Here is a 21,632-nt window from a genome sequence, read left to right on the forward strand (position 1 = left end):
TAGACTTGAGCGGAATACGCTCAACTCTGGTTGTGTCCTTCCCAGTGGACACGCCGATCCGGAGGGCCCATGAACACCGAACGCCTCACCACCAAGAGCCGCGAGACCATCACCGGTGCCGTCGCGCTGGCGAACCAGCGCGGTCACGCCACCGTGGAGCCCTGGCACCTGTTGCTGGCCCTGCTGGACACCGACGGCTCCACCGCCGCCGGCCTGCTGCGCGCCGTCGGGGCCGACCCCGCCGAGCTGGGCCGGGTCGCCCAGCGCGCGATCGACGCCCTGCCCGCCGCCCGCGGCTCCAGCATCGCCGAGCCCACCCTGGCCCGCGAGTTCGTCAACGCCATCGCCGCCGCCGAGCAGATCGCCCGGCCGCTCGGCGACGAGTACACCTCGACTGAGCACCTGCTCGCCGGCCTGGCCCGGGTGGGTGGCGCGGTCTCCGGCGCGCTGAAGACCGTCGGGGCCACCGAGGAGAACCTGGTGGCCGCCTTCCCGACCGTCCGGGGCGGCGACCGTCGGGTCACCACCGCCGACCCCGAGCAGACCTACCGGGCCCTGGCCAAGTACGGCGTCGACCTGACCGCCAGCGCCCGGGACGGCAAGATCGACCCGGTGATCGGACGGGACTCGGAGATCCGCCGGGTGATCCAGGTGCTGTCCCGGCGGACCAAGAACAACCCGGTGCTGATCGGCGAGCCGGGCGTCGGCAAGACGGCGATCGTCGAGGGCCTGGCCCAGCGGATCGTCGCCGGTGACGTGCCCGAGTCGCTGCGGGACAAGAAACTGGTCTCGCTCGACCTCGGCGCGATGGTCGCCGGCGCGCAGTACCGGGGCCAGTTCGAGGAGCGGCTGAAGTCCGTCCTCGAAGAGATCAAGAACTCGAACGGTCAGGTCATCACCTTCCTCGACGAGCTGCACACCGTCGTCGGCGCGGGCAAGGGTGAGGGCTCGATGGACGCCGGCAACATGCTCAAGCCGATGCTGGCCCGCGGCGAGCTGCGGATGGTCGGAGCGACCACCCTGGACGAATACCGCGAGCACATCGAGAAGGACCCGGCGCTGGAGCGCCGCTTCCAGCCGGTGCTGGTCGGCGAGCCGACCATCGAGGACACCATCGGCATCCTGCGTGGCCTCAAGGAGCGCTACGAGGTGCACCACGGCGTACGGATCACCGACGCCGCGCTGGTCGCCGCCGCCGCCCTGTCCGACCGCTACATCACCGACCGGTTCCTGCCGGACAAGGCGATCGACCTGGTCGACGAGTCCGCCTCCCGGCTCCGGATGGAGATCGACTCCCGTCCGGTCGAGGTGGACGAGATCGAGCGGGCCGTACGCCGGCTGGAGATCGAGGAGATGGCGCTGGCCAAGGAGCCCGATGTCGCCTCCGCCGAGCGGCTGGAGCGGCTGCGCAAGGAGTTGGCCGACAAGCGCGAGCAGCTCACCGCTCTCTCAGAGCGCTGGCAGCTGGAGAAGAGCCACATCACCAAGCTCTCCACCGCCAAGGAGGAGCTGGAGCGGCTCGGCGGCGAGGCCGAGCGGGCCGAGCGCGACGGAGAGCTGGAACGCGCCGCCGAGCTGCGCTACGGCCGGATCCCCGCCCTCAAGGCCGAACTGAAGCAGGCCGAGGAGGAACTGGCCCGGCTCCAGGCCGACGGCGCGATGCTCAAGGAGGAGGTCGGCGCGGACGACATCGCCGCCGTGGTCGCCTCCTGGACCGGCATCCCCGCCGGCCGGCTGCTGGAAGGCGAGACCGCCAAGCTGCTCCGGATGGAGGAGACGCTGGGCTCCCGGGTGGTCGGCCAGGCCGAGGCGGTCACCTCGGTCTCCGACGCGGTCCGCCGCGCCCGGGCCGGCGTCGCCGACCCGGACCGTCCGACCGGCAGCTTCCTCTTCCTCGGCCCGACCGGCGTCGGCAAGACCGAGCTGGCCAAAGCGCTCGCCGAGTTCCTCTTCGACGACGAGCGGGCCATGGTGCGCATCGACATGAGCGAGTACGGCGAGAAGCACTCCGTCGCCCGCCTGGTCGGCGCCCCGCCCGGGTACGTCGGCTACGAGGAGGGCGGCCAGCTCACCGAGGCGGTGCGCCGCCGGCCGTACTCGGTGATCCTGCTGGACGAGGTCGAGAAGGCCCACCCGGACGTCTTCGACATCCTGCTCCAGGTGCTCGACGACGGCCGGCTCACCGACGGCCAGGGCCGCACGGTGGACTTCCGCAACGCGATCCTGATCCTCACCTCCAACCTCGGGTCGTCGGTGATCAGCGACCTGACGCTGGCCGAGGAGCAGCGCCGCGAGGGCGTCCTCGCGGTGGTCCGGTCGCACTTCAAGCCGGAGTTCCTCAACCGCCTCGACGACATCGTGGTCTTCGCCTCGCTGCGCGGCGACGACCTGCACGCCATCGTCGACATCCAGCTCGACCGGATGCGACGCCGTCTCGCCGACCGTCGGTTGGCACTGGAGATCACCGAGGCGGCCCGCACCTGGCTCGCCGACCACGGCTACGACCCGATCTACGGCGCCCGTCCGCTGCGTCGCCTGGTCCAGTCCGCCATCGGCGACCAACTGGCCCGGGCCCTGCTGTCGGGCACGATCCGCGACGGCGACACCGTCAAGGTCGACCTTGCCGACACCAGGGACGCCCTGACGGTCACTCCGGCCTGACCCACCCACCCCGGCCGCCGGGGAGCGGGCCCGCCCCGGTCGGGCCCGCTCCCCGGCGGGCCGGCCCCGATCCGGTGATCGAGAAATCTTCCGTTCGTCGACGCAAACCTCTTGATCGACAGGGTGCGGGCTGGCGGGGAGGGGAAAGGATGGGGGCATGTTCGGGATCGGGAAGAGCAGGGACCGGGAGCTGGACGCGGCCGTCCAGGAGCTCGCCGGGGCGGACACCGTCGCCTTCGGCGGAGTGGGGATCGCGGGCACGCTGCTGCCGGTGACGGAGGCGTACCGGCGGGTCGAGGGGGCGCTCGACGCGCACCCGGACGAGGCGCGCGAGAAGGTCGACTGGCTGCTCCGGCACGGCTCCCCGGCCGGGAAGGCGTACGCGGCGACGCTGCTGGAGCGGGTCGACCCGGCGGCGGCCCGGGACGCCTGGGCGTCGCTGCGCGACGACCGGGGCGAGTTCACCACCTTCACCGGCTGCCTCATGGACAACGCCACGCTGGGCGGGTACGCCACCGAACGGCTCGCCGGAACGTAGCGGGAAGTCCGACCGGACCGGGGCTGCGGTGACCGACCGGCACCCCGTAGCTTCCCGGGCATGACGCAGGACGCCGCCGCGCCGGCCCGCCCACCCCGACCCACCGCCGTCACCGTCGCCTTCTGGATGCAGATCGCCGCCGCCGTCGTGCTGCTCGCCCTGGTCGGACTGGTGCTCTGGCAGGCGGTCGAGTGGAACGGCGAGATCGACCGCGCGGCGCGGCTGGTGCCCGACGCCGATCCGGACGAGGTCTCCGGCGAACGGTCCTCCAACGTCGTCATGTCCTGCGTGCTCGGTGTGCCCGCGCTGCTGCTCGCCGTCGGGCTCGCCGTGACCGCACGCGGCGTACGCCGGGGCAGCAACATCGCCCGGATCCTGGTCTTCGTGGCCGGCGGCCTGCAACTGCTGGTCGTCTGCGCACAGTGCGGTCTCGCGACCCTGTTCATTCCCTTCCTCTTCGCCTTCGGGGGCCCGGACGAGGAGTGGGACTCCGACGTCCCGGGCGAGTTCGCGCCGGAGGAGTCGAGGTTCATGCGGGAGCTCTACGACACGCCCGATCAGACGGGGGACGTCCTCTTCGGCGTCGGCAGCCTGGGCGCGCTGCTGGTCCTCGGCCTGACCGTCACCGCGGTGGTGCTGCTGGCGCTGCCGGCCGTACACCGCTGGTTCGTGCCCCGCGCCGCCGAGGACGCCCGCCGGCCACCGCTCGGCCCGCCCGCCCCGACCGCCTTCCTGCTGCCGCCCGGCTACATGGTCTGCCCCGACCCGCGCGCGCACGGGGCGCCGCCGCAACTGGCCCCCGCTCCGCCGCCGCCCGCACCGGACAGCCGGGAGACGCCGCCGACGAGCTGACCTCGCCGGTCCGCCCGCGCCTCGCCGGTCCGCCCGTGCGGGACGGTGAGTGAGTGGCCGATCACTCAGGTGCGGACGTGTCTCTCCAGGTGCGCGGGGTTGTTACCGTCTCCGCCGACACGTGGGGAGGCGGTCGCGGTGGACGGTTCGGTGGCGTACCTGGTGACGGCGGTGGGGTGTCTGGTCGGGGTCGCCGGGGTGGTGATCGCCGTGGTCGCCCTCGCGCGGCAGCGGAGGAGGACCGTGCCGCCGGCACCGGGTGATCCGTTCCGGGACACCGACGCGGACGCGCTCCGGGGCGACCCGCGCAAGCTCAAGCCCGGTGACATCGTGGAGATCCGGCAGGTGTCGTACGCGGTCCGCGGCTCGGTGCACCTGGTCGAGGGCGCCTGGAGCTGGGCCGAGCACCTGCTGGACGACGCCGGTGGGGCCAAGCGGTGGCTCTCCGTCGAGGAGGACCCGGACCTGGAGCTGGTGCTCTGGAACGCCGAACCGGGCGTCACCGTCACGCCGGGCGCCCCCACCCTCGACTTCGCCGGCCGCCGCTACTCGTGGGAGGAGTCCGGGCAGGCCCGCTATTCGGCCACCGGCACCACCGGCCTCGACCCGACCGGCACCGTCCGCTACCACGACTACCGGGCGCAGGGCGGGGCCCGGCTCGCCTTCGAGGCGTACGGGGACGCCGGCTGGGAGGTGGCCGTGGGCGAGCCGCTGCACCGCTCCGAGGTGATGGTCTACCCGCAGGCCGGACCGGACAAGGTGGGCTGAGCGTGCTGGTCAGCATCGACACCCCCTATGTGGACACCAGCGCCGCCGACCTCGGCCTCGCCCTCGGTGGCCCCGAACTGCCGGCCCTGGCCGTACGCGAGGTCGAGCTGCCCGGCGGAGCCCGGCTGCGGCTGCGCCTGCTCGGCGCCTCGCACCAGGTCGTCCTCGGCGGGCTCACGGAGACGGTGGCCTGCCTGCCGGGCCGGCCGCCGCACCTGCCGAGCACGCTGCACGACGAACCGAACGGCTACCGGTTCACCGCCACGGTGCTCCGGCCGTCCGCCGGTGAGCTGCGCGTCCGCGTCGCCGCGCTCCGCGCCGAACTGGCCGACGACCCGTACGCGCTGGTCGGGGTCTTCCCCGGCGGCCCGGACGCGGTCACCGCGCTCGCCGTCCGCCCGGACCCGCGAGGCGGATCGGTCGGCTGGCGCACCTGGCACGCGTACCCCCAGACCAACGAGCTGGTCCTGACCGAGACGGTGGTGGCACTGCGATGACGTACCGGCGCTGGTTCGTGGTGGGGGTGGGGTTCGCCGTCGTCGGCGCCCTGGTCGCCGCCTTCGCGATCTTCTACGGCAACTTCTCGCCGCGCGGTTACGTGCAGGACCGGTACACCCGGGCGGTCAGCCGGGACATCGGGCGGGAGGCGATCGCCTACACCTCGAACAAGGCGCCCAGTCAGGTGGCGAAGGACGTGACCGGCGCCTGGCAGCCGGCCGACCAGTACGTCGACGGCAGCGGCGTCTACCTGCGCTACGACGACGACTCGGGGGTCATCCTGCCGATCGCCACCGGTTCGGTGATCCTGCTGGAGCGGCTGGGCACCGCCTACCCCCGCTACCACTCCACGGTGGGCAACCACTGGGGCTGGGGTCGCGGCAGCACCGTACGCGGCGGCGGCCCCGGCGCCGGCAAGTAGCCCGACCCTTCCACCCCTCACCCTGGAGTCCCCTGTGCAGACCCTGGTCACCGATCTGCTGGTCACGCTCGCCTACGGCGTGGTCGGTGTCGTCCTGATGGCCATCGGCTACGTGCTGGTCGACATGGCCACGCCCGGCCGGCTCGACGAGCTGATCTGGACGCGGCGCAACCGCAACGCCGCGCTGCTGCTCGCCTCGAACCTCGCCGGGGTCGGCGTCATCGTGGTCGCCGCGATCGCCGCCAGCGACGACGACGTCGTGCTCGGGCTGGTCGGGTCCGCCGCGTACGGGATCCTCGGGCTGCTCATCATGGCGGGGGCGTTCCTGCTGCTCGACGCGGTGACCCCGGGCCGGCTCGGCGAACTGCTGGTCGACCCGGAGCCGCAGCCCGCGGTCTGGGTGTCGGCCGTCGTCCACCTCGCCACCGGCGCGATCATCGCCGCCGCCATCAGCTGATGACCCCGGCGAAGCGCCCGGCGGGCAAGGACGCGAAGACCACGTCCTCGAAGGCCGGGTGGGTCATCTGGCTCAGCATCGGCGCGGTCGTCGTGGGCTGCGTGGCGGCCGGGCTGCGTGGCGGTACGGAGAGCACGGACGTGCCGGCGCCGGCGGCGCAGGAGCGGACCGACACGGTGCCGATCCTCCAGCGCGCCGCCGCCAGCCAGGGCATCTGCTACGGCTGGCGGCTGGCGGACGGCCTCGACGCGGTCAGCGTCGGGTCCAACCTCGGCGACGGGGTGTCGGTCGAGGACAACCCGGCCTGCCCGCGCTGGGTCCAGGTGGTCGCCGACGTCACCTACACCTCGGAAAGCAGCGAGAGCGAGGACTACGCGTACGTCCGGGTGACCGGTTCCGACGACCTCTCCCGCGTCGAACTGTCCTCGATCGAGAGCGGTCTGGACCGGTTCGGGCTGACCGACGACGCCTTCGTCGACGATCCGGGCTGGGCGGTCATCCGCGCGGCCGTCATGCTGCCGCTGCTGGCCGTCGAGGCGGAGCTGGCCGGGCCGGCGCCCACCCCCACCGCCGCCACGGCGAGCCCGTCCCCGCTGCCGGCCGCCGGCAGCGACCTGTGGCGGGACCGTTGGGGCTACCTGCTCGCCGCCGCCGGCCTGCTGCTGGTCACCGCGCTGCTGGTGACCGTCGGGCTGGTGCAGCGGCGCCGGCAGCGGCGGCCGGTCGTGACCGGGTCGCCGGCGGCGTCGCGTACCCCGGAGAACGCGTGACCACCGACGCGCCGGCACGGCCGCGCTGGCGGGCGGCCCGGGCGGCGGTCCTGGTCGCGGTCTTCGTCTGCGCGGCCTGCGGCCTGGTCTACGAGCTGGCCCTGGTCGCGCTCGGCAGCTACCTGATCGGCGACACGGTCGGGCAGGCGTCGATCGTGCTCGGCGTGATGGTCTTCGCGATGGGCGTCGGCGCGCTCGCCGCGAAGCCGTTGCAGTCCCGGGCCGCCGCCGCGTTCGCCGTGGTCGAGCTGACCCTCGCCCTGCTCGGCGGGCTCTCCGTGCTCGGCCTCTACGCCGCCTTCGCCTGGCTGGACCTCTATGGCCCGGCGCTGGTCGGCACCGCGTTCGTGCTCGGCCTGCTGATCGGCGCGGAGATCCCGCTGCTGATGGTCATGCTGCAACGCATCCGGGAGCAGTCCGCCGGCAGCGCGGTCGCCGACCTCTTCGCCGCCGACTACGTCGGGGCGCTGCTCGGCGGGCTGGCCTTCCCGTTCCTGCTCATGCCGTTCTTCGGCCAGCTCAAGGGCGCGCTGGTGGTCGGCGCGGTGAACGCGGTGGCCGGCGTCGCGCTGGTCTGCACGGTGTTCCGGGCGGAGCTGAGCCGCCGGGCGCGGGTCGTGCTCGCCGCCGGCTCCGTCGTGGTCGCCCTCTGCCTGTCCTACGCCTGGATCACCGCCGCCGACTTCGAGCTGACCGCCCGGCAGCAGCTCTACCGGGACCCGGTGGTGCACGCCGAGCGCAGCCGCTACCAGGAGATCGTGCTCACCCGGTCGGTGCGGGAGGTCGGGCACGCCGACACCGACCTGCGCCTCTACCTCAACGGCGACCTGCAGTTCAGCTCGGTCGACGAGTACCGCTACCACGAGGCGCTGGTGCATCCGGCCATGCGCGGGCCGCGCGGCGAGGTGCTGGTGCTCGGCGCCGGCGACGGCCTCGCCGTCCGGGAGATCCTGCGCTACCCCGACGTACGCCGGGTGACCGTGGTCGACCTCGACCCGGCGGTGGTGGCGCTGGCCCGCACCGAACCGCAGCTGCGCCGGCTCAACGGCGACGCGTTCGCCGACCCCCGGGTCCGGGTGGTCAACGTCGACGCGTTCGGCTGGCTGCGTACCGCCACGGACCGGTTCGACGTGGTGGTGGCCGACCTGCCCGACCCGGACGAGACCGCCACCGCGAAGCTCTACACCGTCGAGTTCTACGCGCTGATCCGGTCGGCGCTCGCCGAGGGCGGACGGCTGGTGGTGCAGTCCGGGTCGCCGTACTTCGCGCCCCGGTCGTACTGGTCGATCGAGGCGTCGGTGCGCGAGGCCGGCTTCGCCACCGCGCCGTACCACGTGGACGTGCCCTCCTTCGGCGACTGGGGTTTCCTGCTCGCCGCCGTCGGGGGCACCCCGCCACCGCTGGAACTGCCGGCGGACGCGCCGCAGCTGCGCTTCCTCGACCCGTCGGTGCTGCGGGCGGCGACCGCCTTCCCCGCCGACCGGGCCCGTCTCGACGTCCCCGCCTCCACGTTGCTCCAGCCCAGGGTGCTGGAGTACGCCCGCGCGGAGTGGCGCGGCTATTAGCGCCGTCGTCCTGCCGGCGGTGGTGGCCGCCGGGCACCGCGGCGGTGCCGGCGGACCACGCCGACGGCCTTCGCGGGCTGCGTGGGTGCGCGCGAGGTTGGGCCGGAGTGGATACGGTGTGGGCGCGTTCTAGGGGAAGGAGCAGCGACTAGTGGTTGCTTTCCTTTCTAGAGCTGTCCATAATTGACTGTCGTGGGGAGTGTCTATCGGATCGGCGAGTTTGCCAAGCGGGTGGGCCGCTCGGTGAGCACGGTGCGCCGGTGGGAGGCGGAGGGCCGGATCACGGCCCGTCGTCTGCCGTCCGGGCAGCGGTATTTCGACGATTCGGATGTGCGCGGGGTGCTTCTGCCGGGCTTCGACGCCGGACGGCGGAAGGTTGTGGTGTATTGCCGGGTCTCGTCGCCGGGCCAGAAGTCGGACTTGGCCTCGCAGGTGGCGGCGATGCAACAGTTCTGCCTCGCTCGTGGTTTGGCCGTGGACGAGTGGATCAGCGAGGTCGGCGGCGGGATGAACCTTCGCCGCAAGGAATTCCTGGCGTTGATGGACGCCGTCGACCGGGGTGAGGTCGCCACGCTGGTGGTGGCGCACAAGGACCGGTTGGCCCGGTTCGGGTTCGACTTCCTGGAGCACGTGGCGGCCCGCAACGGCTGCGAGATCGTCGTCGCCAACCAGGAGTCCCTGTCCCCACGGCAGGAACTGGTGGAGGACCTCCTGGCCGTCGTGCACGCCTTCTCCGGTCGGCTGTACGGTCTGCGCCGCTACGAGAAGGAACTCGAAGGGGCGGACTTGACCGTGGAGGGCGGCCGGTGAAGGTCACCCGGATCGCCTACTCGGCCCGGCTGAATCCGGGCAAGTACGCCGCCCTGGTGGAGCAGGCCCGTCGGTTGGGCCGGGTGCGTAGCGAGGTGTGGCAGCGTTACGGCTCGATCCTCGGAGTCGGGTCGGGGTTGACAGACCGGCAGGTGCGGGACCGGTGGCTGGCCGACGGCACGCACGCGTTGTTTGGTGTGCTGGCGAATGCGTGGAAGGAAACCGTCCGCGACGGCATGGCCGACATCGGAGCGAACATGGAGGCGGCCAAGGTCGACGTCCGGCGGGCGATCAGCCGACGCACCAACGATCCGGCGGAGCGTAAGCGGATGTTCACCGCGCTGAAGGCCGACCAGTGGGCCAGTGACCCGTTCCTGGCCCGGCAGATGCGCAAGCACTGGAAGCGGGGACGCAACCGCACGCACGATCAGATCGTGGTGCGCGCCGACAAGTACAACACCGCCGTCGATGGGCGGGGCCGGTTGTGGCTGGCGATTCCCGGTCTCGAGCCCCGCAAGATGGTCAGGATCCCGCTGTCCACGACGGTCGCGCCGACGGGTACCTTGCGGCTGATCCTGCGCGGCGGCCGGGTCGAGGTGCACTACCAGATCGACGCGGCGCAGATGCGGTCGTCACAGCGGCCGTGCGGTGACCGGACAGTCGGTGTGGACAAGGGCTACACCGAAGCCCTGACCGACTCCGACGGCCAGCCCCACGGTGTAGGGCTCGGCGTGCTGCTGACCGCGGAGTCGGATCGGTTGAAGGAACGTAACCGGCGGCGGGCGAAGCTGCGCTCGATCGCGAACACCGCCGCCCTGCGTGGTGACCAGGCGAAAGCGCACCGGATCAAGGTCAACAATCTCGGCACGGTGAAGCGGGACCGGCAGGCGGCCCAGCATCGGGCGCGGGTGCGGACGGAGATCTTCACCGCGGTGCACGAGGTCGTGGACGAGGCCGCCACCGTGATCGCCGAGGATCTCACCAAACGCTTCACCAGCCGCAAAAAGCTTCCTAAGAACGTCAACCGGCGTCTCGCCGCGTGGACCAAGGGGGTCACCGCCGAGGCCCTGAAAAGCGTGTCGGAGCGTAGAGGTTCTGCGCTCGTTCCCGTCAACGCCGCCTACACCTCACAAACCTGTCACCGCTGCGGCCGGTTCGGCCGACGCAGCGGGGACCGGTTTCACTGCACCGGGTGCGGGGTGGTGTGGCAGGCCGACGTGAACGCCGCGATCAACATCCTGCACCGAGCCGGCGACCCCGACATCGCCCTGCACACCCCACACCACAAGGTGAAGCAGATCCTGCAGGACCGGACCGATCGCCACCGGACCAGACTGCCGGTCCAGGACTCCAGCCCAGCCACCGCAGGGCGGAGAGCGAACCATCCGAACTGCTCAGCTATGAGCAACGAGTAGGAAGCAGAATCGTGGTCGATTCCCAGCACACACCGGCCCGCGTCCGGCCAGCCGTCGTGACGATTTCCAGCTATCTGCTGATTCTGTTCGCGCTCATCCAGGTGATCAACCTGATCATCGCCCTCTCCACCATCGGCACCATCCGTGAGGTGCTGGACGAGGCATACCGTGGCACCGCCGCGAACGGGGTCCAGGGCGTGGCGGACTTCGCCATCGCGGCCAGCCTGGGTGGCGCCATCGTGGGGCTGCTGGTGGCGATCGTGCTCGCCGCGCTCGGCCTGTTCAACAACAGGGGCGTGAACGGCACCCGGATCGCCACCTGGGTGCTCGGCGGCCTGATGTTCTGCTGCTGCGGCCTCGGCACGGTCAGCAACGCCGCCGGTGGGTTCGCCGGCACCGGCGGGACGACCAGCGGTGACGTCCCGAGCGCCGAGGAGGTGCAGCGCCGGCTGGCGGAGGCCCTGCCGTCCTGGTACGGCCCGGTCACCACGCTGCTCTCCGTGGTCGCCCTGCTCGCCCTGCTGGCGGCGCTGATCCTGCTGGCGCTGCCCAGGGCGAACGAGTTCTTCCGCAAGCCGCAGCAGGCCTGGGAACCGCCGGTCCCCGGCGCCGCCTACCCCGGCCAGCCGAGCTACCCGGCCACCCCGGGCTACCCGCAAACCGGTTACCCGCCCGCCCCGGGCTACCCGTCGGCCCCGGGCCAGCGGGGCTACCCGTCGGCCCCGGGCCAGCCGGGCTACCCGTCGGCCCCGGGCCAGCCGGGCTACCCGGCCGCGCCCAGCTACCCGGCCACCCCGAGCTACCCGGCGACCCCCGGTTACCCGGCCACGCCGGACCAGCCGCCGGCCGCCTCGCCGTGGCAGCCGCCGTCGGCCCCGTCCTCCCCGCCGCCCTCGGCGCCATCGTCGGATGCGCCCCCCGCGCCGCCGGCCGGCCCGCCGCAGCCGGGTGGCCCAGCACAGGGTGAGGGCGGTCCGTCGTCCGACCCGACCCGCCCGCCGGGCAGCTGACGGGCGAGTACGAGCGACGCCGACGATTCCCTCCGAGTAGGTTGCAAGCCGACGCCTACCGGAGGGAATCGTCGTGTCGTACCCGGATCAGGCACCAGCGCGTCGGCCCGCCGCCGTCACGTCGGCCGCGGCGGTGCTGGGGCTGATGGCCCTCGCCGCCGGGGCCTACGCCGTCGCGGCGCTGCTCGCCCTCGGCGGCACGGTGGACCGGCTCCGGTCCGCCGCCGCCGGTACGACCGCGGGCCCGGACGATGTGGACGCCGTGGTCGCCCTGCTCCGGGTCACCACGATCCTCTCGGCGGTGGTCACCGTCCTGGTGGGCCTGCTGCTGCTCGGTCTCGCCGCCGGGCTGCTTGCCGGGCGCCGGGGCGCCCGGGTGGCGACCTGGGTGGTCGCCGGGCTGGGGCTGCTCTGCGGCTGCGGCGGCCTGGCCGCGTTGGTCGGCCAGCGGGCCGGCCCACTGCGGACCGGGCAGACCACCGCCGAGCTGCTCGGCCTGCTCGGCGACGCCTACCCGTCGTGGTGGATCCCGGTGAACGCGGCCCTTTCGGTGGGCCAGGCCCTCGGCTACCTTGTGGTGGCCGTGCTGCTGGCGCTGCCCGCGGCGAACGGCTGGTTCGGCCGGGCCCGGCCCACGCCGCCCCCGCCCCCGGCTCCGGTCCCGTACGGCCCGTATCCGCCCCCGCAGGCTCCGCCGCCGTCCCGCTGAGGAGCGCCCGTGAGGTCCGATTCCCCGGCCACCGAGCGACGGGCACTGGTCACCGGCGCCACCACCGGCATCGGCGCGGCGTTCGCCCGCCGGCTCGCCGCCGAGGGGTGGCAGCTGGTGCTGGTGGCCCGGAACGCCACCCGGCTCGCCGAGGTGGCCGCCGAGCTGACCGCCCGGCATGGTCACCGGGTGGAGACGCTGCCCGCCGACCTGTCCACGGACGACGGATGCGCGGCCGTGGAACGACGGTTGACCGACGGCGCCGCCCCGGTCGAGCTGTTGGTCAACAACGCCGGGCTCAGCCTCAACCGGCCCTTCCTGCGCTCCACTGTCGCCGACGAGACCCGGTTGCTGCGGCTCAACGTGCACGCGGTCATGCGGCTCACCCTCGCCGCCCTCGGCCCGATGACGGATCGACGAAACGGGGCAGTGATAAATGTCTCTTCCGTCGCCGGCTTCGGCCCGGTGATGCCCGGCTCGACGTACCCGGCCAGCAAGGCGTGGGTGACCAGCTTCAGCGAGTCCGTCGACCTGTCGGTGCGACCGCTCGGCGTACGGGTGATGGCGCTCTGCCCCGGTTACACCGACACCGGCTACCACGAGCGCAACGGCATCGACATGTCCGGCACGCCCCGCTGGATGTGGCTGCGGGCCGACGACGTGGTCGCCGAGGCCCTGCGTGACCTGCGTAAAGGCCGGCAGATCAGCGTCCCGGACTGGAAGTACAAGCTGGCCGTGGCCGGCCTGCGGTACGCGCCGCGACGGCTGCTGCGGGTGGCGTACCGCGACCGGCGGGGGCGGGTCGAGCCCAGCGACGGCTGACCCGCGACCCAGGGCCGATCCCGGTGGACGGGACGCCGGCAGGGTACGGCTTGTCGGGGGCGGTCGCACAGCGTAGCCGTCCATCGCCACCCATCGGTCGCCCGCGAGGTTGACCCGGGTGGACCCCACATCCGGCGCGCAGACTCGCGCAGTACCCTCTATCGCCATGGGGCACCGCGACGACCTGCGTAAATTCATTTCCGACCTGGCTGTGGTCCACGGCCGGGTGGTGCTCTCCTCGGGCCGCGAAGCGGACTGGTACGTCGATCTGCGTCGCGTCACGCTCCATCACCAGGCGGCACCACTGGTCGGTCGGGTGATGCGCGAGCTGACCGCGGACTGGGACTATGAGGCGGTCGGTGGGCTGACCCTCGGCGCGGATCCGATCGCGCTGTCGATGCTGCACGACGCGGCGGAGACCGACCGCCCGTTGGACGCCTTTGTGGTCCGCAAGGCGGGTAAGGCGCACGGTCTGCAACGTCGGATCGAGGGGCCTGAGGTGGCCGGCCGGCGGGTACTAGCGGTGGAGGACACCTCGACGACGGGCGGCAGCGTGTTGACCGCCGTGGAGGCGCTTCGTGAGGCCGGGGCGGAGGTTGTGGGTGTGGCGGTTATTGTTGATCGAGGAGCCGGGGACGCCGTACGAGCCGCCGGACTGCCGTATCTGGCGGCCTATACGTTGGCTGACCTCGGCCTTGTGGCGTGAAAATATGCCGATTCGGATCTGCTGATATGCAGGCGGATCGATGCTGCTGGTGGAAGGATGGATTTTGTGGGAACTGCTTTGGCTGAAATGACCATGCCTCAGATCTCGCCGCTTGCCGGCGAGCCGATCGAACGTGCCGATGCCGAGCGGCTGGCCGGGGTCCTCAAGGCCCTTGCCGACCCTGCCCGGCTCCGGCTGCTCAGCCTGATCCAGTCGGCTCCCGAGGGGGAGGCGTGCGTCTGCGATCTGACGGCGCCGCTCGGCCTCTCGCAGCCGACGGTCAGCCACCACCTGCGTATCCTCACCGAGGCCGGCTTGCTGGAGCGGGAGAAGCGCGGTGTGTGGGCCTACTACCGGCTGGTGCCGTCCGCGATCGCCACGATCGCGGACCTGCTGACCCCGCCGCGCAAGCGGGCCACCAAGAAGGCCCGCTGACCCGGTGTCCGCGCGTCGTCCCCGCACGGGGCGACGTCCGGTGGCGTACCAGGGGTGGCGTCATCGGGTGGTGACGCCTGCCCGTCACCAGCCAGCTCGCTGATCCGTCCACCGGGTCCTCCCGGTGGCACGAACGGCCGGTCCCTTCCGGGGGTCGGCCGTTCGTGTCTGCGCGGGTCAGCGGCCCTGGCCGTGCCCCGGGTAGCGCTCGTCACCCTGCGGCGGCTGCTGCTGGTACGGGTGCCGCGGCTGGTCGTGCTGCTCGACGGTGTCCCGCACAGCCTCCACGGCGCCGGCCGCGCTGGCCGCCGCCACCACCGCGACGGCCTCGCCGCGCTTGCGGGCCCGCCGGTCACGCAGGAACTCGATGATGATCGGCAGCACCGAGATCAGGATGATCAGCGCGACCACCGGCAGGATGTACCGGTCGATCTTGTCGCCGATCGCGGCGTAGATCTGCTCGGCGAGCAGGTAGCCGATCAGCAGGATGCCGTCCACCCAGAGGATCGCGCCGACCACATTCCAGAGGAAGAACTGCCGGGCCGGCATGCCGAGCACGCCCGCCACCGGGTTGAGGAAGGTCCGCACGATCGGGATGAACCGGGCCAGCACCACGGCCTTCGCCGGGCCGAACTTCTGGAAGTAGTACTCCGCCTTCTCCACGTACTCCTTCTTGAAGAGGCGGGAGTTGGGGCGGTCGAACATCCGCCGGCCGTACCGGGAGCCGAGCCAGTGCCCGAGCTGGGCGCCGGCGATCGCGCAGATCGGCCCGCCGATCAGCAGCCCGATCAGGGAGAGCCGGGTGCCGTCGCCGAAGATCGCGTCCGCCACCGGGGACGCCGCGACGCCCGCCAGGAACAGCAGCGAGTCGCCCGGGAAGAAGAAGCCGACCAGCAGGCCGGTCTCGGCGAAGAGGATCACCCAGACGCCGATCAGCCCGAAGGTCTGCAACAGCTCCTTGGGATCGAGCGGATTCAACGCGACCGTCTCGACGACGACCCGGCTCTTCTCACCTGTGTCCACGGCCACACAGGCTACCGAACCCCGCTGTGCCATCACCCCCCACCGCCCCCACTCTCCGTCCTCCGCGCGCACTTTCAGAGAAAGAGTGCGTGTTCGACGCTCGATAGCCACTCTTTCCGTGAAAGTGCGCGCGGAGGTGGGGTCAGAGGCGGGGGTCGACGGGTTCGGACTCGCAGGCGAGGATGGCGAAGACCAGCTCGTGGCGGCGCCAGAGCGGGGCGTGCTCCGCGAACGCGTCGAGGGCGGCCAGCCCGAGGGCGTGCTCGCGCAGGGCCAGGCCGCGCTTGCGGCCCAGCGAGCGGCGGCGCAGCGCGGCGAGCTGGTCGGGGGCGGTGTAGCCGGGGCCGTAGATGATCCGCAGGTACTCCCGGCCCCGGCACTTGATCCCCGGCTGGAGCAGCGAGCCGCGCGCCGACCGGGCGGCCAGGCCCGCGTACGGCTTGACCACCATGCCCTCGCCGCCGGCCGACGTCAGCGCCAGCCACCAGTCGGTGGCCGCCGCCACCGCCGTGGCGTCCGCCAGGTCGACCACCTGCCGCCGGGTCGGGGTGAAGAACTCCGGGTCGGCCGCGCAGAGCCGGTCGGCCAGGTCGAGGTGCCAGCCGTGGTCCCGGCCGGCGAAGCTGACGCCCGCGCCCGCCAGCACCGCGAACGGCGCCAGGATCACCCCGCGTAGCCCGTCGGTCGGCGCCACGTACGCCCGGTAGGCCGCCGAGTAGCCGTCGACCTCCGCCCGGCGTCCGGCCATCCGCTCCCGCAGCCCGTCCACCGGCAGCCCCCGGGCCGCGGCGGCGTCCAGTGTGGCGAGCACCGCCGGCAGCGCGGCCCGGCCGGCCGCGCCGACGCCGGCGTACTGCTCGCGGATCAGCCCGCCCGCCTTCGCCGACCAGGGCAGCAGCTCGCAGTCGAGCAGCAGCGCGTCGGTGCCCAGCTCGGCCCAGAGGCCGGCCGCGGTCACCGCCGAGCGCACCCGGGCCAGCAGTTCCTCGTCCAGCGGCGCACCGAAGAACGGCCGGCCGGTGCGGGTGTGCACCACCCCACCGCCGAACGGCCCACCGGTGGCCTCCCGCTCCACCAGCACCACCGCCCGTGAGCCCATGTGCTTCTCCTCGCAGACCACCCGGTCCACGCCCGCCGCCCGGTAGTCCTCGAACGCCTGCGCCGGGTGCTCCAGGAAGCCCTCGACCGTCGACGTCGAGCAGGGCGCCATGGTCGGCGGGAGCCAGACCAGCCGGCCCGGGTCGACCGCGAACCGGCTCATCACCTCCAGCGCGGCGGCGGCGTTCTCCGCCGGCACGGTCAGCGTCCCGTACGCGTGCTGCAGGTGCCGGCGGCCGGTGACGTCGGCCAGGTCCAGCACGGTGTCCGGCCGGGCCGGCGTGCTGACCAGCGGGCGGACCGGGGCGTACCACTCCTTGACCGCCGGAACGGCGACCAGTTCCTTCTCCGGGTAGCGCAGCGCGGTGAGCCGGCCGCCGAAGACGCAGCCGGTGTCGATGCAGATGGTGTTGCTCACCCACTCCGGGTCCGGGGTCGGCGTGTGGCCGTACACGACCATGGCCGAACCCCGGTAGTCGCGCGCCCACGGGTAGCGGACCGGCAGGCCGTACTCGTCGGTCTCGCCGGTGGTCTCCCCGAAGAGCGCGAACGCGCGGACCCGGCCGGACGCGCGGCCCTGGTAGGCCTCCTTCAGGCCGGCGTGCGCGACCACCAGCCGGCCGCCGTCCAGCACGAAGTGGCTGACCAGGCCGTCGACGAAGGCGGAGACCTCCGCGACGAACTCCGCCGGCTCCGACTCCAGCTGGGCCATCGTCTCGGCCAGGCCGTGGGTCAGCCGCACGTCCCGGCCACGCAGCTTCCGCAGCAGCTTCTGCTCGTGGTTCCCGGGCACGCAGATCGCGTGCCCGGCGGCCACCATGCCCATCACCAGGCGGAGCACGCCGGGGGAGTCCGGGCCGCGGTCCACCAGGTCACCCACGAAGACCGCGGTACGACCAGCCGGGTGCACCGCGTCCACCGGGCGGCCCGCGTCGTCGCGGTGCAGTGACCAGCCGAGCCGGAGCAGCAGCGACTCCAGCTCCTCCCGGCAGCCGTGCACGTCACCGACGATGTCGAACGGCCCGGTCAGCTCGCGCCGGTCGTTGTAGAGCCGCTCGTAGCGGATCTCGGCGGTCTCGATCTCCTCGACCCCGCGCAGCACGTGCACCTTGCGGAAGCCCTCCCGGGCCAGCAGCCCGTACGTCCGGCGCAGGTCACGCTGCATCCGGGCCAGCACCTGCCGGCCGAAGGTCCGGTCGGTCCGCCCCTCGGTCCGCTCCCAGGCCAGCGCCTCCGGCACGTCCAGCACGATCGCCACCGGCAGCACGTCGTGTTCGCGGGCCACCCGCACCAGCCCGGCCCGGGCGTGCGGCTGGAGGTTCGTCGCGTCGACCACGGTCAGTCGGCCCCGCCGCAGCCGGGTCGCGGCGACGTGGTGCAGCGCCTCGAACGCGTCGGCGGAGGCGGACTGGTCGTTCTCGTCGTCGGCGACCAGCGCCCGGAACATGTCCGAGGAGAGCACCTGGCTGGGCGGGAAGTGCCGGCGGGCGAAGGTGGACTTGCCCGCGCCGGAGACGCCGACCAGCGCCACCAGGGCCAGCTCGGGAATGTCGAGGATGGTCATCGGCGCTCCTCCTTCCGGGCGTCGCTGCTCTGGTCGGTCATGTTCTTGTCGGTCGTGGCCCGTTCGGGCGCTGCCTGCTCCGCCGCGGTGAACACGGCCAACTGGGTGGGGGCGCCCACCTCGGGATCGTCCTCGCCGACGCCGCCGATGGTGGCGGTGTAGCCGTACGTCGCCGCCACCCGCTCGACCCAGGCCGCGAACTCGGCGCGGGTCCACTCGAAGCGGTGGTCGGCGTGCCGGAACCGCCCCGCCGGCAGCCCCTCGTAGCGGACGTTGTACTCGGCGTTCGGCGTGGTCACCACCACCGTGCCCGGCCGGGCGTGGCCCAGCACGGCGTCCTCCAGCGCCGGCAGGCGGGGCGGGTCGAGGTGCTCGATCACCTCCATCAGCACCGCCGCGTCGTAGCCCCGCAGCCGGTCGTCCCGGTACGTGAGGGCGGACTGCCAGAGCCGGATCCGTTCGCGCTGCCGCTCCGGCAGCCGGTCCAGGCGCAGCCGGCGGGCGGCCAGCGTCAGCGCGTGGGTGGAGACGTCGGTGCCGACGACCTCCGTGTAGCGCCGGTCGGCGACCAGGGCGGTGAGCAGCGCGCCGCCACCGCAGCCCAGGTCCAGCACCCGGGTCGCGCCGCTGGCCGCCAGGGCGGCGAGCACCGCCACGCGTCGCCGTACCGCCAGCGACGCCCGTCCCGGCCCGGCGCCGTTCTGGTCCCCGGGCCCGGTGCCGCCGGTCGATCCGGCCTCGTGCACGGGCATGCCGGCGTCGGGCCCGGTGTCGGCCGTCGGCGTCTCGTCGATGCTGTCGTCGGGCAGGGGATTGTCGGCGAGGCGAAGCTCGGTCAGCCGGGCCAGGGCCTGCCCGGCCAGCGCCCGGCGGTGGGCCAGGTAGCGACGGGTGATCAATGCCCGCTCCGGGTGGTCGGCCAGCCAGCCCGCGCCCGCCCGCAGCAGCTTGTCGATCTCGTCCGGCGCCACCCAGTAGTGCTTGGCGTCGTCCAGCACCGGCAGCAGGACGTACAGGTGGTTGAGGGCGTCGGCGACCCGGAGGGTGCCGGCCAGGAGGAGGTCGACGTACCGGCTGTCACCCCAGTCGGGGTGCTGCTCGTCGAGGGGGATCGGGGTGGCGGTGACCGTCCAGCCCAGCGGGGCGAAGAGTCGGCCGGCCACGTCGGCGCCGCCGCGGCAGCGCAGCACCGGCACCCGTACCTCCAGCGGGATCGCCGTGCCGGCCAGCTCCGGACGGTCCCGGGACTCGCCGCGCAGCGCCGACCGGAACACCGCCGACAGGGCCGAGGCGAGCAGGCTGGACGCGGCGTACGCCCGGTCGTTGACGTACTGCCCGAGGGTGAAGCTCTCCGGGGTGGTGGCCTGCCGGCGCCCGCGACCCCGGCCCGTGCCGAGCCGCTGCGGGTCGATGTCGACCAGGAGGGCGGCGGTGCAACGCTCCTCGCCCGCCTCCGGGTAGAAGACGTGCGCGGTGCCCGCCGGCAGCTCGAACGACTGCACCCGGTCAGGGTGCTTGACCAGCAGGTACCCGAGGTCGGACGCCGGCCGGTGAGTGGTGGTCAGGGTGAGCAGCACGTTGCTCATGGTCTCAGGGGTCTGGATCTTGCGTCGTCCCGTTTTCTTCGTCCTGAGTGGGGTTTCCGGGGGGAGCCCCGCCCGCTCCGGGCGGTCAGGCTTGATCCCTGCGCGGGCGGGGCTCCCCCGGAAACCCGACGTGGGCGGGCGGCGGGCGGTGGTTCCGGCTGGTGTGGGCGTGCTGCTCGGGTTCGGGATCTTGGGTGGGCTGGCTGCTTTGCGGGTCGTGTCAGGGGCGGGTGTGTTCGGTGGGGGACGGGTCGGGCGCGGGCCCGGCGGGTTCAGCGGGGCTGCGCGGTTGGGTCGGGTCGTGCGGCCTCCTCGGGCGGGAGACGGCGGCGCCCCGCCGACCCTGGGGGTCGACGGGGCGCCGGGTGATGCGGGGTGGGTCAGGCGACGAAGCGGGTCTTGCGGCGGCGGGCCAGCACGTAGCCGCCGACGCCGGCGGCGAGCAGCAGGCCGCCGACGCCGGCCACCAGGCCGGTCGACTCGCCGGTGATCGGCAGCGAGCCGCCGTCACCGCCACCGTTGCCGCCGGCCTTCACGACCAGTGCGGCGATGTCGTTCTTCGGGTTCAGGTCGGCGACCTGGTCCCCCTCCTCGAGGTCGAAGTGGAACAGCTTCACCGAGCCCGCGGTGCCACCCACCTTGTCGATCCGCAGGCCGAACTCGTAGGCGGCGGCGTCGCCCTTGTGCAGGACCTGGTACCACTCACAGAAGTAGACGCGGCCGCCCGGCTCGCCGTACCCGCCGGTCGGTTCCTCCGCGGTGCCGGGGGAGCACTCGTCGGGCGCGTCCAGCACGGTCACGCCGGCCGGGATGGTCACCACCGCGCCGGTGACGATCTCACCCGGCGTGTACGCGTTGGTCATGGCCGGCCCGTTGTTGACGTATCCGACCGTGGCGGTGACCTTCTTGCCGACGGTGCCGGGCAGTTCGGCGCCGGTGGCGGCCAGGTCCGCCCGCTGGTCACCGGTCACGGCGGCCTCGATGAACGTGACGTTGTTCTTCGAGTCCTTGTCGGTCTGCCGCAGGCTGCGGGCCTGCGTGGCCGGGGCCGGCACCAGCTTCAGGGCACTCCCGCCGCCCTTCTGCCAGCCGTCCTCGGGCAGGTACTTGGCGAACTCCTCGAAGTCGCCCTGGGCGAACCAGATGGCCTGGCCGAACTGCCGACTCGGGGCCCAGGCGTCGCCGGCGATCTTCAGCGCCAGGGAGCTGTCGAGCTGGAGCGCGGCATCGGCGGCGATCTCGTCGTCGAAGCGGCACATGGTCAGCAGCGCGCCGTACTCGTCGATGTAGGAGCAGTTGCTGTAGCGCTGCGTCGGGGTGAGCGCGGGCGCGGTGGCCAGGAGCAGCACCGCGCCACGGGCGGCGGTGTCACCGATGTTGGCCAGGCCGAGCGGGGTCTGCACCGTCGCGCCGGGAGCGCCGGAGGCCTTGAGCAGTTCCTGCGCCTGCAGGTCGACACCCTCGCCGATCTCCACGGTGGACCGGATGGTGGCGCTCGGCCCTCCCTTACCGGTCAGGCTCAGGACCAGGTCCCCGGTGGCACCTTCCTTCGCCGTTTCCTTGGCGGTGACCGTCAGGTTCACCGCGTAGTCCATGAGATCGGCACTCTTGAGGTTGCAGGTGATGACCGCGTCGGTGTCCGTGCAGCCCTTCATGTCGTCGCTCAGCACGACCGTGGCGAAGTCCGTGACGGCGCTGCGGTCGATCGTGACGGTCACCTGCTCGGGCAGTGCCTCGGCGAAGGCGTACAGGGTCACCGACTTGGCCTCGCCACCCGCCGCGATCAGCGCGTCGTTGGCGTAGAGCAGCACCTCGTCCGAGCCGGGCGCGGCGACGGCGGGGGTCGCGGAGGCGGCGACGAACGCGCCTGCGACGCCCAACCCGGCGAGCCAGCGCCGGGTGGAGTGCTTGAGCATTGGGGGGT

At 72.8% G+C, this 21,632-nt stretch carries 20 protein-coding genes; 16 read left to right on the plus strand and 4 right to left on the minus strand.

Going from position 1 to position 21,632, the window contains the following annotated elements:
* Window positions 1-69 precede the first annotated feature (69 nt).
* The 16 genes from clpB to AB0I41_RS21380 all read left to right on the plus strand — a co-directional run bounded on the left by clpB (window position 70) and on the right by AB0I41_RS21380 (window position 14,437).
* Window positions 70-2,661: an ATP-dependent chaperone ClpB gene (gene clpB, locus AB0I41_RS21305; protein WP_357110124.1), complete on the plus strand. Its 2,592-nt coding sequence runs from the start codon at window positions 70-72 to the stop codon at window positions 2,659-2,661.
* A 157-nt stretch (window positions 2,662-2,818) separates the two neighbouring features.
* Window positions 2,819-3,199, plus strand: a complete 381-nt coding sequence (locus tag AB0I41_RS21310) for a hypothetical protein (RefSeq protein WP_357110127.1) — start codon at window positions 2,819-2,821, stop codon at window positions 3,197-3,199.
* A 60-nt stretch (window positions 3,200-3,259) separates the two neighbouring features.
* On the plus strand, window positions 3,260-4,051 hold the full coding sequence (locus tag AB0I41_RS21315) for a hypothetical protein (protein ID WP_357110130.1): 792 nt from the start codon (window positions 3,260-3,262) through the stop codon (window positions 4,049-4,051).
* Between the two features lie 138 nt (window positions 4,052-4,189).
* On the plus strand, window positions 4,190-4,819 hold the full coding sequence (locus AB0I41_RS21320; RefSeq protein WP_357110132.1) for a DUF4178 domain-containing protein: 630 nt from the start codon (window positions 4,190-4,192) through the stop codon (window positions 4,817-4,819).
* 2 nt (window positions 4,820-4,821) lie between these two features.
* Window positions 4,822-5,316, plus strand: coding sequence for a DUF2617 family protein (locus tag AB0I41_RS21325; protein WP_357110134.1), 495 nt, complete (start codon window positions 4,822-4,824; stop codon window positions 5,314-5,316).
* Window positions 5,313-5,738 carry a DUF4247 domain-containing protein gene (locus AB0I41_RS21330; RefSeq protein WP_357110137.1) on the plus strand — a complete coding sequence of 142 codons (426 nt, stop codon included), beginning with the start codon at window positions 5,313-5,315 and terminating at the stop codon, window positions 5,736-5,738. Before AB0I41_RS21325 ends, AB0I41_RS21330 begins: the two co-directional genes overlap by 4 nt.
* Before the next feature lie 34 nt (window positions 5,739-5,772).
* Window positions 5,773-6,195, plus strand: coding sequence for a DUF350 domain-containing protein (locus tag AB0I41_RS21335; RefSeq protein ID WP_357110140.1), 423 nt, complete (start codon window positions 5,773-5,775; stop codon window positions 6,193-6,195).
* Window positions 6,196-6,260: 65 nt separating this feature from the next.
* Window positions 6,261-6,965 carry a hypothetical protein gene (locus tag AB0I41_RS21340; protein WP_357110282.1) on the plus strand — a complete coding sequence of 235 codons (705 nt, stop codon included), beginning with the start codon at window positions 6,261-6,263 and terminating at the stop codon, window positions 6,963-6,965.
* Window positions 6,962-8,530 carry a polyamine aminopropyltransferase gene (locus AB0I41_RS21345; RefSeq protein WP_357110143.1) on the plus strand — a complete coding sequence of 523 codons (1,569 nt, stop codon included), beginning with the start codon at window positions 6,962-6,964 and terminating at the stop codon, window positions 8,528-8,530. The genes AB0I41_RS21340 and AB0I41_RS21345 overlap by 4 nt, the downstream gene beginning before the upstream one ends.
* 192 nt (window positions 8,531-8,722) lie before the next feature.
* Window positions 8,723-9,340: an IS607 family transposase gene (locus AB0I41_RS21350; protein ID WP_357110146.1), complete on the plus strand. Its 618-nt coding sequence runs from the start codon at window positions 8,723-8,725 to the stop codon at window positions 9,338-9,340.
* The gene (locus AB0I41_RS21355) at window positions 9,337-10,755 is read left to right on the plus strand and encodes a transposase (protein ID WP_357110149.1); all 1,419 of its coding nucleotides are present in this window, start codon (window positions 9,337-9,339) and stop codon (window positions 10,753-10,755) included. The genes AB0I41_RS21350 and AB0I41_RS21355 overlap by 4 nt, the downstream gene beginning before the upstream one ends.
* Before the next feature lie 56 nt (window positions 10,756-10,811).
* Complete coding sequence (locus tag AB0I41_RS21360; RefSeq protein ID WP_357110152.1) at window positions 10,812-11,765, plus strand: hypothetical protein; 954 nt, start codon at window positions 10,812-10,814, stop codon at window positions 11,763-11,765.
* Window positions 11,766-11,838: 73 nt separating this feature from the next.
* A complete protein-coding gene (locus AB0I41_RS21365) occupies window positions 11,839-12,474 on the plus strand; it encodes a hypothetical protein (RefSeq protein WP_357110155.1) in 636 nt (211 codons plus the stop codon).
* Between the two features lie 9 nt (window positions 12,475-12,483).
* Window positions 12,484-13,296 (plus strand): SDR family oxidoreductase, encoded by an 813-nt coding sequence (locus tag AB0I41_RS21370; protein ID WP_357110158.1) that lies wholly within the window; start codon window positions 12,484-12,486, stop codon window positions 13,294-13,296.
* A 166-nt stretch (window positions 13,297-13,462) separates the two neighbouring features.
* Window positions 13,463-14,002, plus strand: a complete 540-nt coding sequence (pyrE, locus tag AB0I41_RS21375; RefSeq protein ID WP_357110160.1) for an orotate phosphoribosyltransferase — start codon at window positions 13,463-13,465, stop codon at window positions 14,000-14,002.
* 57 nt (window positions 14,003-14,059) lie between these two features.
* Window positions 14,060-14,437, plus strand: a complete 378-nt coding sequence (locus AB0I41_RS21380; RefSeq protein WP_120729245.1) for a metalloregulator ArsR/SmtB family transcription factor — start codon at window positions 14,060-14,062, stop codon at window positions 14,435-14,437.
* Window positions 14,438-14,614: 177 nt separating this feature from the next.
* On the opposite strand, the gene AB0I41_RS21385 is transcribed toward AB0I41_RS21380, so the two are convergent.
* From AB0I41_RS21385 to AB0I41_RS21400, 4 genes are all read right to left on the minus strand, one after another.
* Window positions 14,615-15,493, minus strand: a complete 879-nt coding sequence (locus AB0I41_RS21385) for a DedA family protein (RefSeq protein ID WP_357110165.1) — start codon at window positions 15,491-15,493, stop codon at window positions 14,615-14,617.
* A gap of 109 nt (window positions 15,494-15,602) precedes the next feature.
* Complete coding sequence (locus tag AB0I41_RS21390) at window positions 15,603-18,122, minus strand: polynucleotide kinase-phosphatase (protein WP_357110167.1); 2,520 nt, start codon at window positions 18,120-18,122, stop codon at window positions 15,603-15,605.
* A complete protein-coding gene (locus AB0I41_RS21395; protein ID WP_357110284.1) occupies window positions 18,119-19,699 on the minus strand; it encodes a 3' terminal RNA ribose 2'-O-methyltransferase Hen1 in 1,581 nt (526 codons plus the stop codon). The genes AB0I41_RS21390 and AB0I41_RS21395 overlap by 4 nt, the downstream gene beginning before the upstream one ends.
* Window positions 19,700-20,088: 389 nt before the next feature.
* Window positions 20,089-21,624, minus strand: coding sequence for an LPXTG cell wall anchor domain-containing protein (locus AB0I41_RS21400; RefSeq protein ID WP_357110170.1), 1,536 nt, complete (start codon window positions 21,622-21,624; stop codon window positions 20,089-20,091).
* Window positions 21,625-21,632 lie beyond the last annotated feature (8 nt).

Origin of the sequence: Micromonospora sp. NPDC050200 (assembly GCF_040656135.1) — a bacterium.
Lineage (GTDB): Bacteria > Actinomycetota > Actinomycetes > Mycobacteriales > Micromonosporaceae > Micromonospora.

Coding starts and splice junctions, on each gene's coding strand:
- AB0I41_RS21390 (WP_357110167.1), bottom strand. CDS start 18,122: ATGACCATCCTCGACATTCCCGAGCTGGCCCTGGTGGCGCTGGTCGGC.
- AB0I41_RS21385 (WP_357110165.1), bottom strand. CDS start 15,493: ATGGCACAGCGGGGTTCGGTAGCCTGTGTGGCCGTGGACACAGGTGAG.
- AB0I41_RS21380 (WP_120729245.1), top strand. CDS start 14,060: ATGGATTTTGTGGGAACTGCTTTGGCTGAAATGACCATGCCTCAGATC.
- AB0I41_RS21310 (WP_357110127.1), top strand. CDS start 2,819: ATGTTCGGGATCGGGAAGAGCAGGGACCGGGAGCTGGACGCGGCCGTC.
- pyrE (WP_357110160.1), top strand. CDS start 13,463: ATGGGGCACCGCGACGACCTGCGTAAATTCATTTCCGACCTGGCTGTG.
- clpB (WP_357110124.1), top strand. CDS start 70: ATGAACACCGAACGCCTCACCACCAAGAGCCGCGAGACCATCACCGGT.
- AB0I41_RS21330 (WP_357110137.1), top strand. CDS start 5,313: ATGACGTACCGGCGCTGGTTCGTGGTGGGGGTGGGGTTCGCCGTCGTC.
- AB0I41_RS21315 (WP_357110130.1), top strand. CDS start 3,260: ATGACGCAGGACGCCGCCGCGCCGGCCCGCCCACCCCGACCCACCGCC.
- AB0I41_RS21400 (WP_357110170.1), bottom strand. CDS start 21,624: ATGCTCAAGCACTCCACCCGGCGCTGGCTCGCCGGGTTGGGCGTCGCA.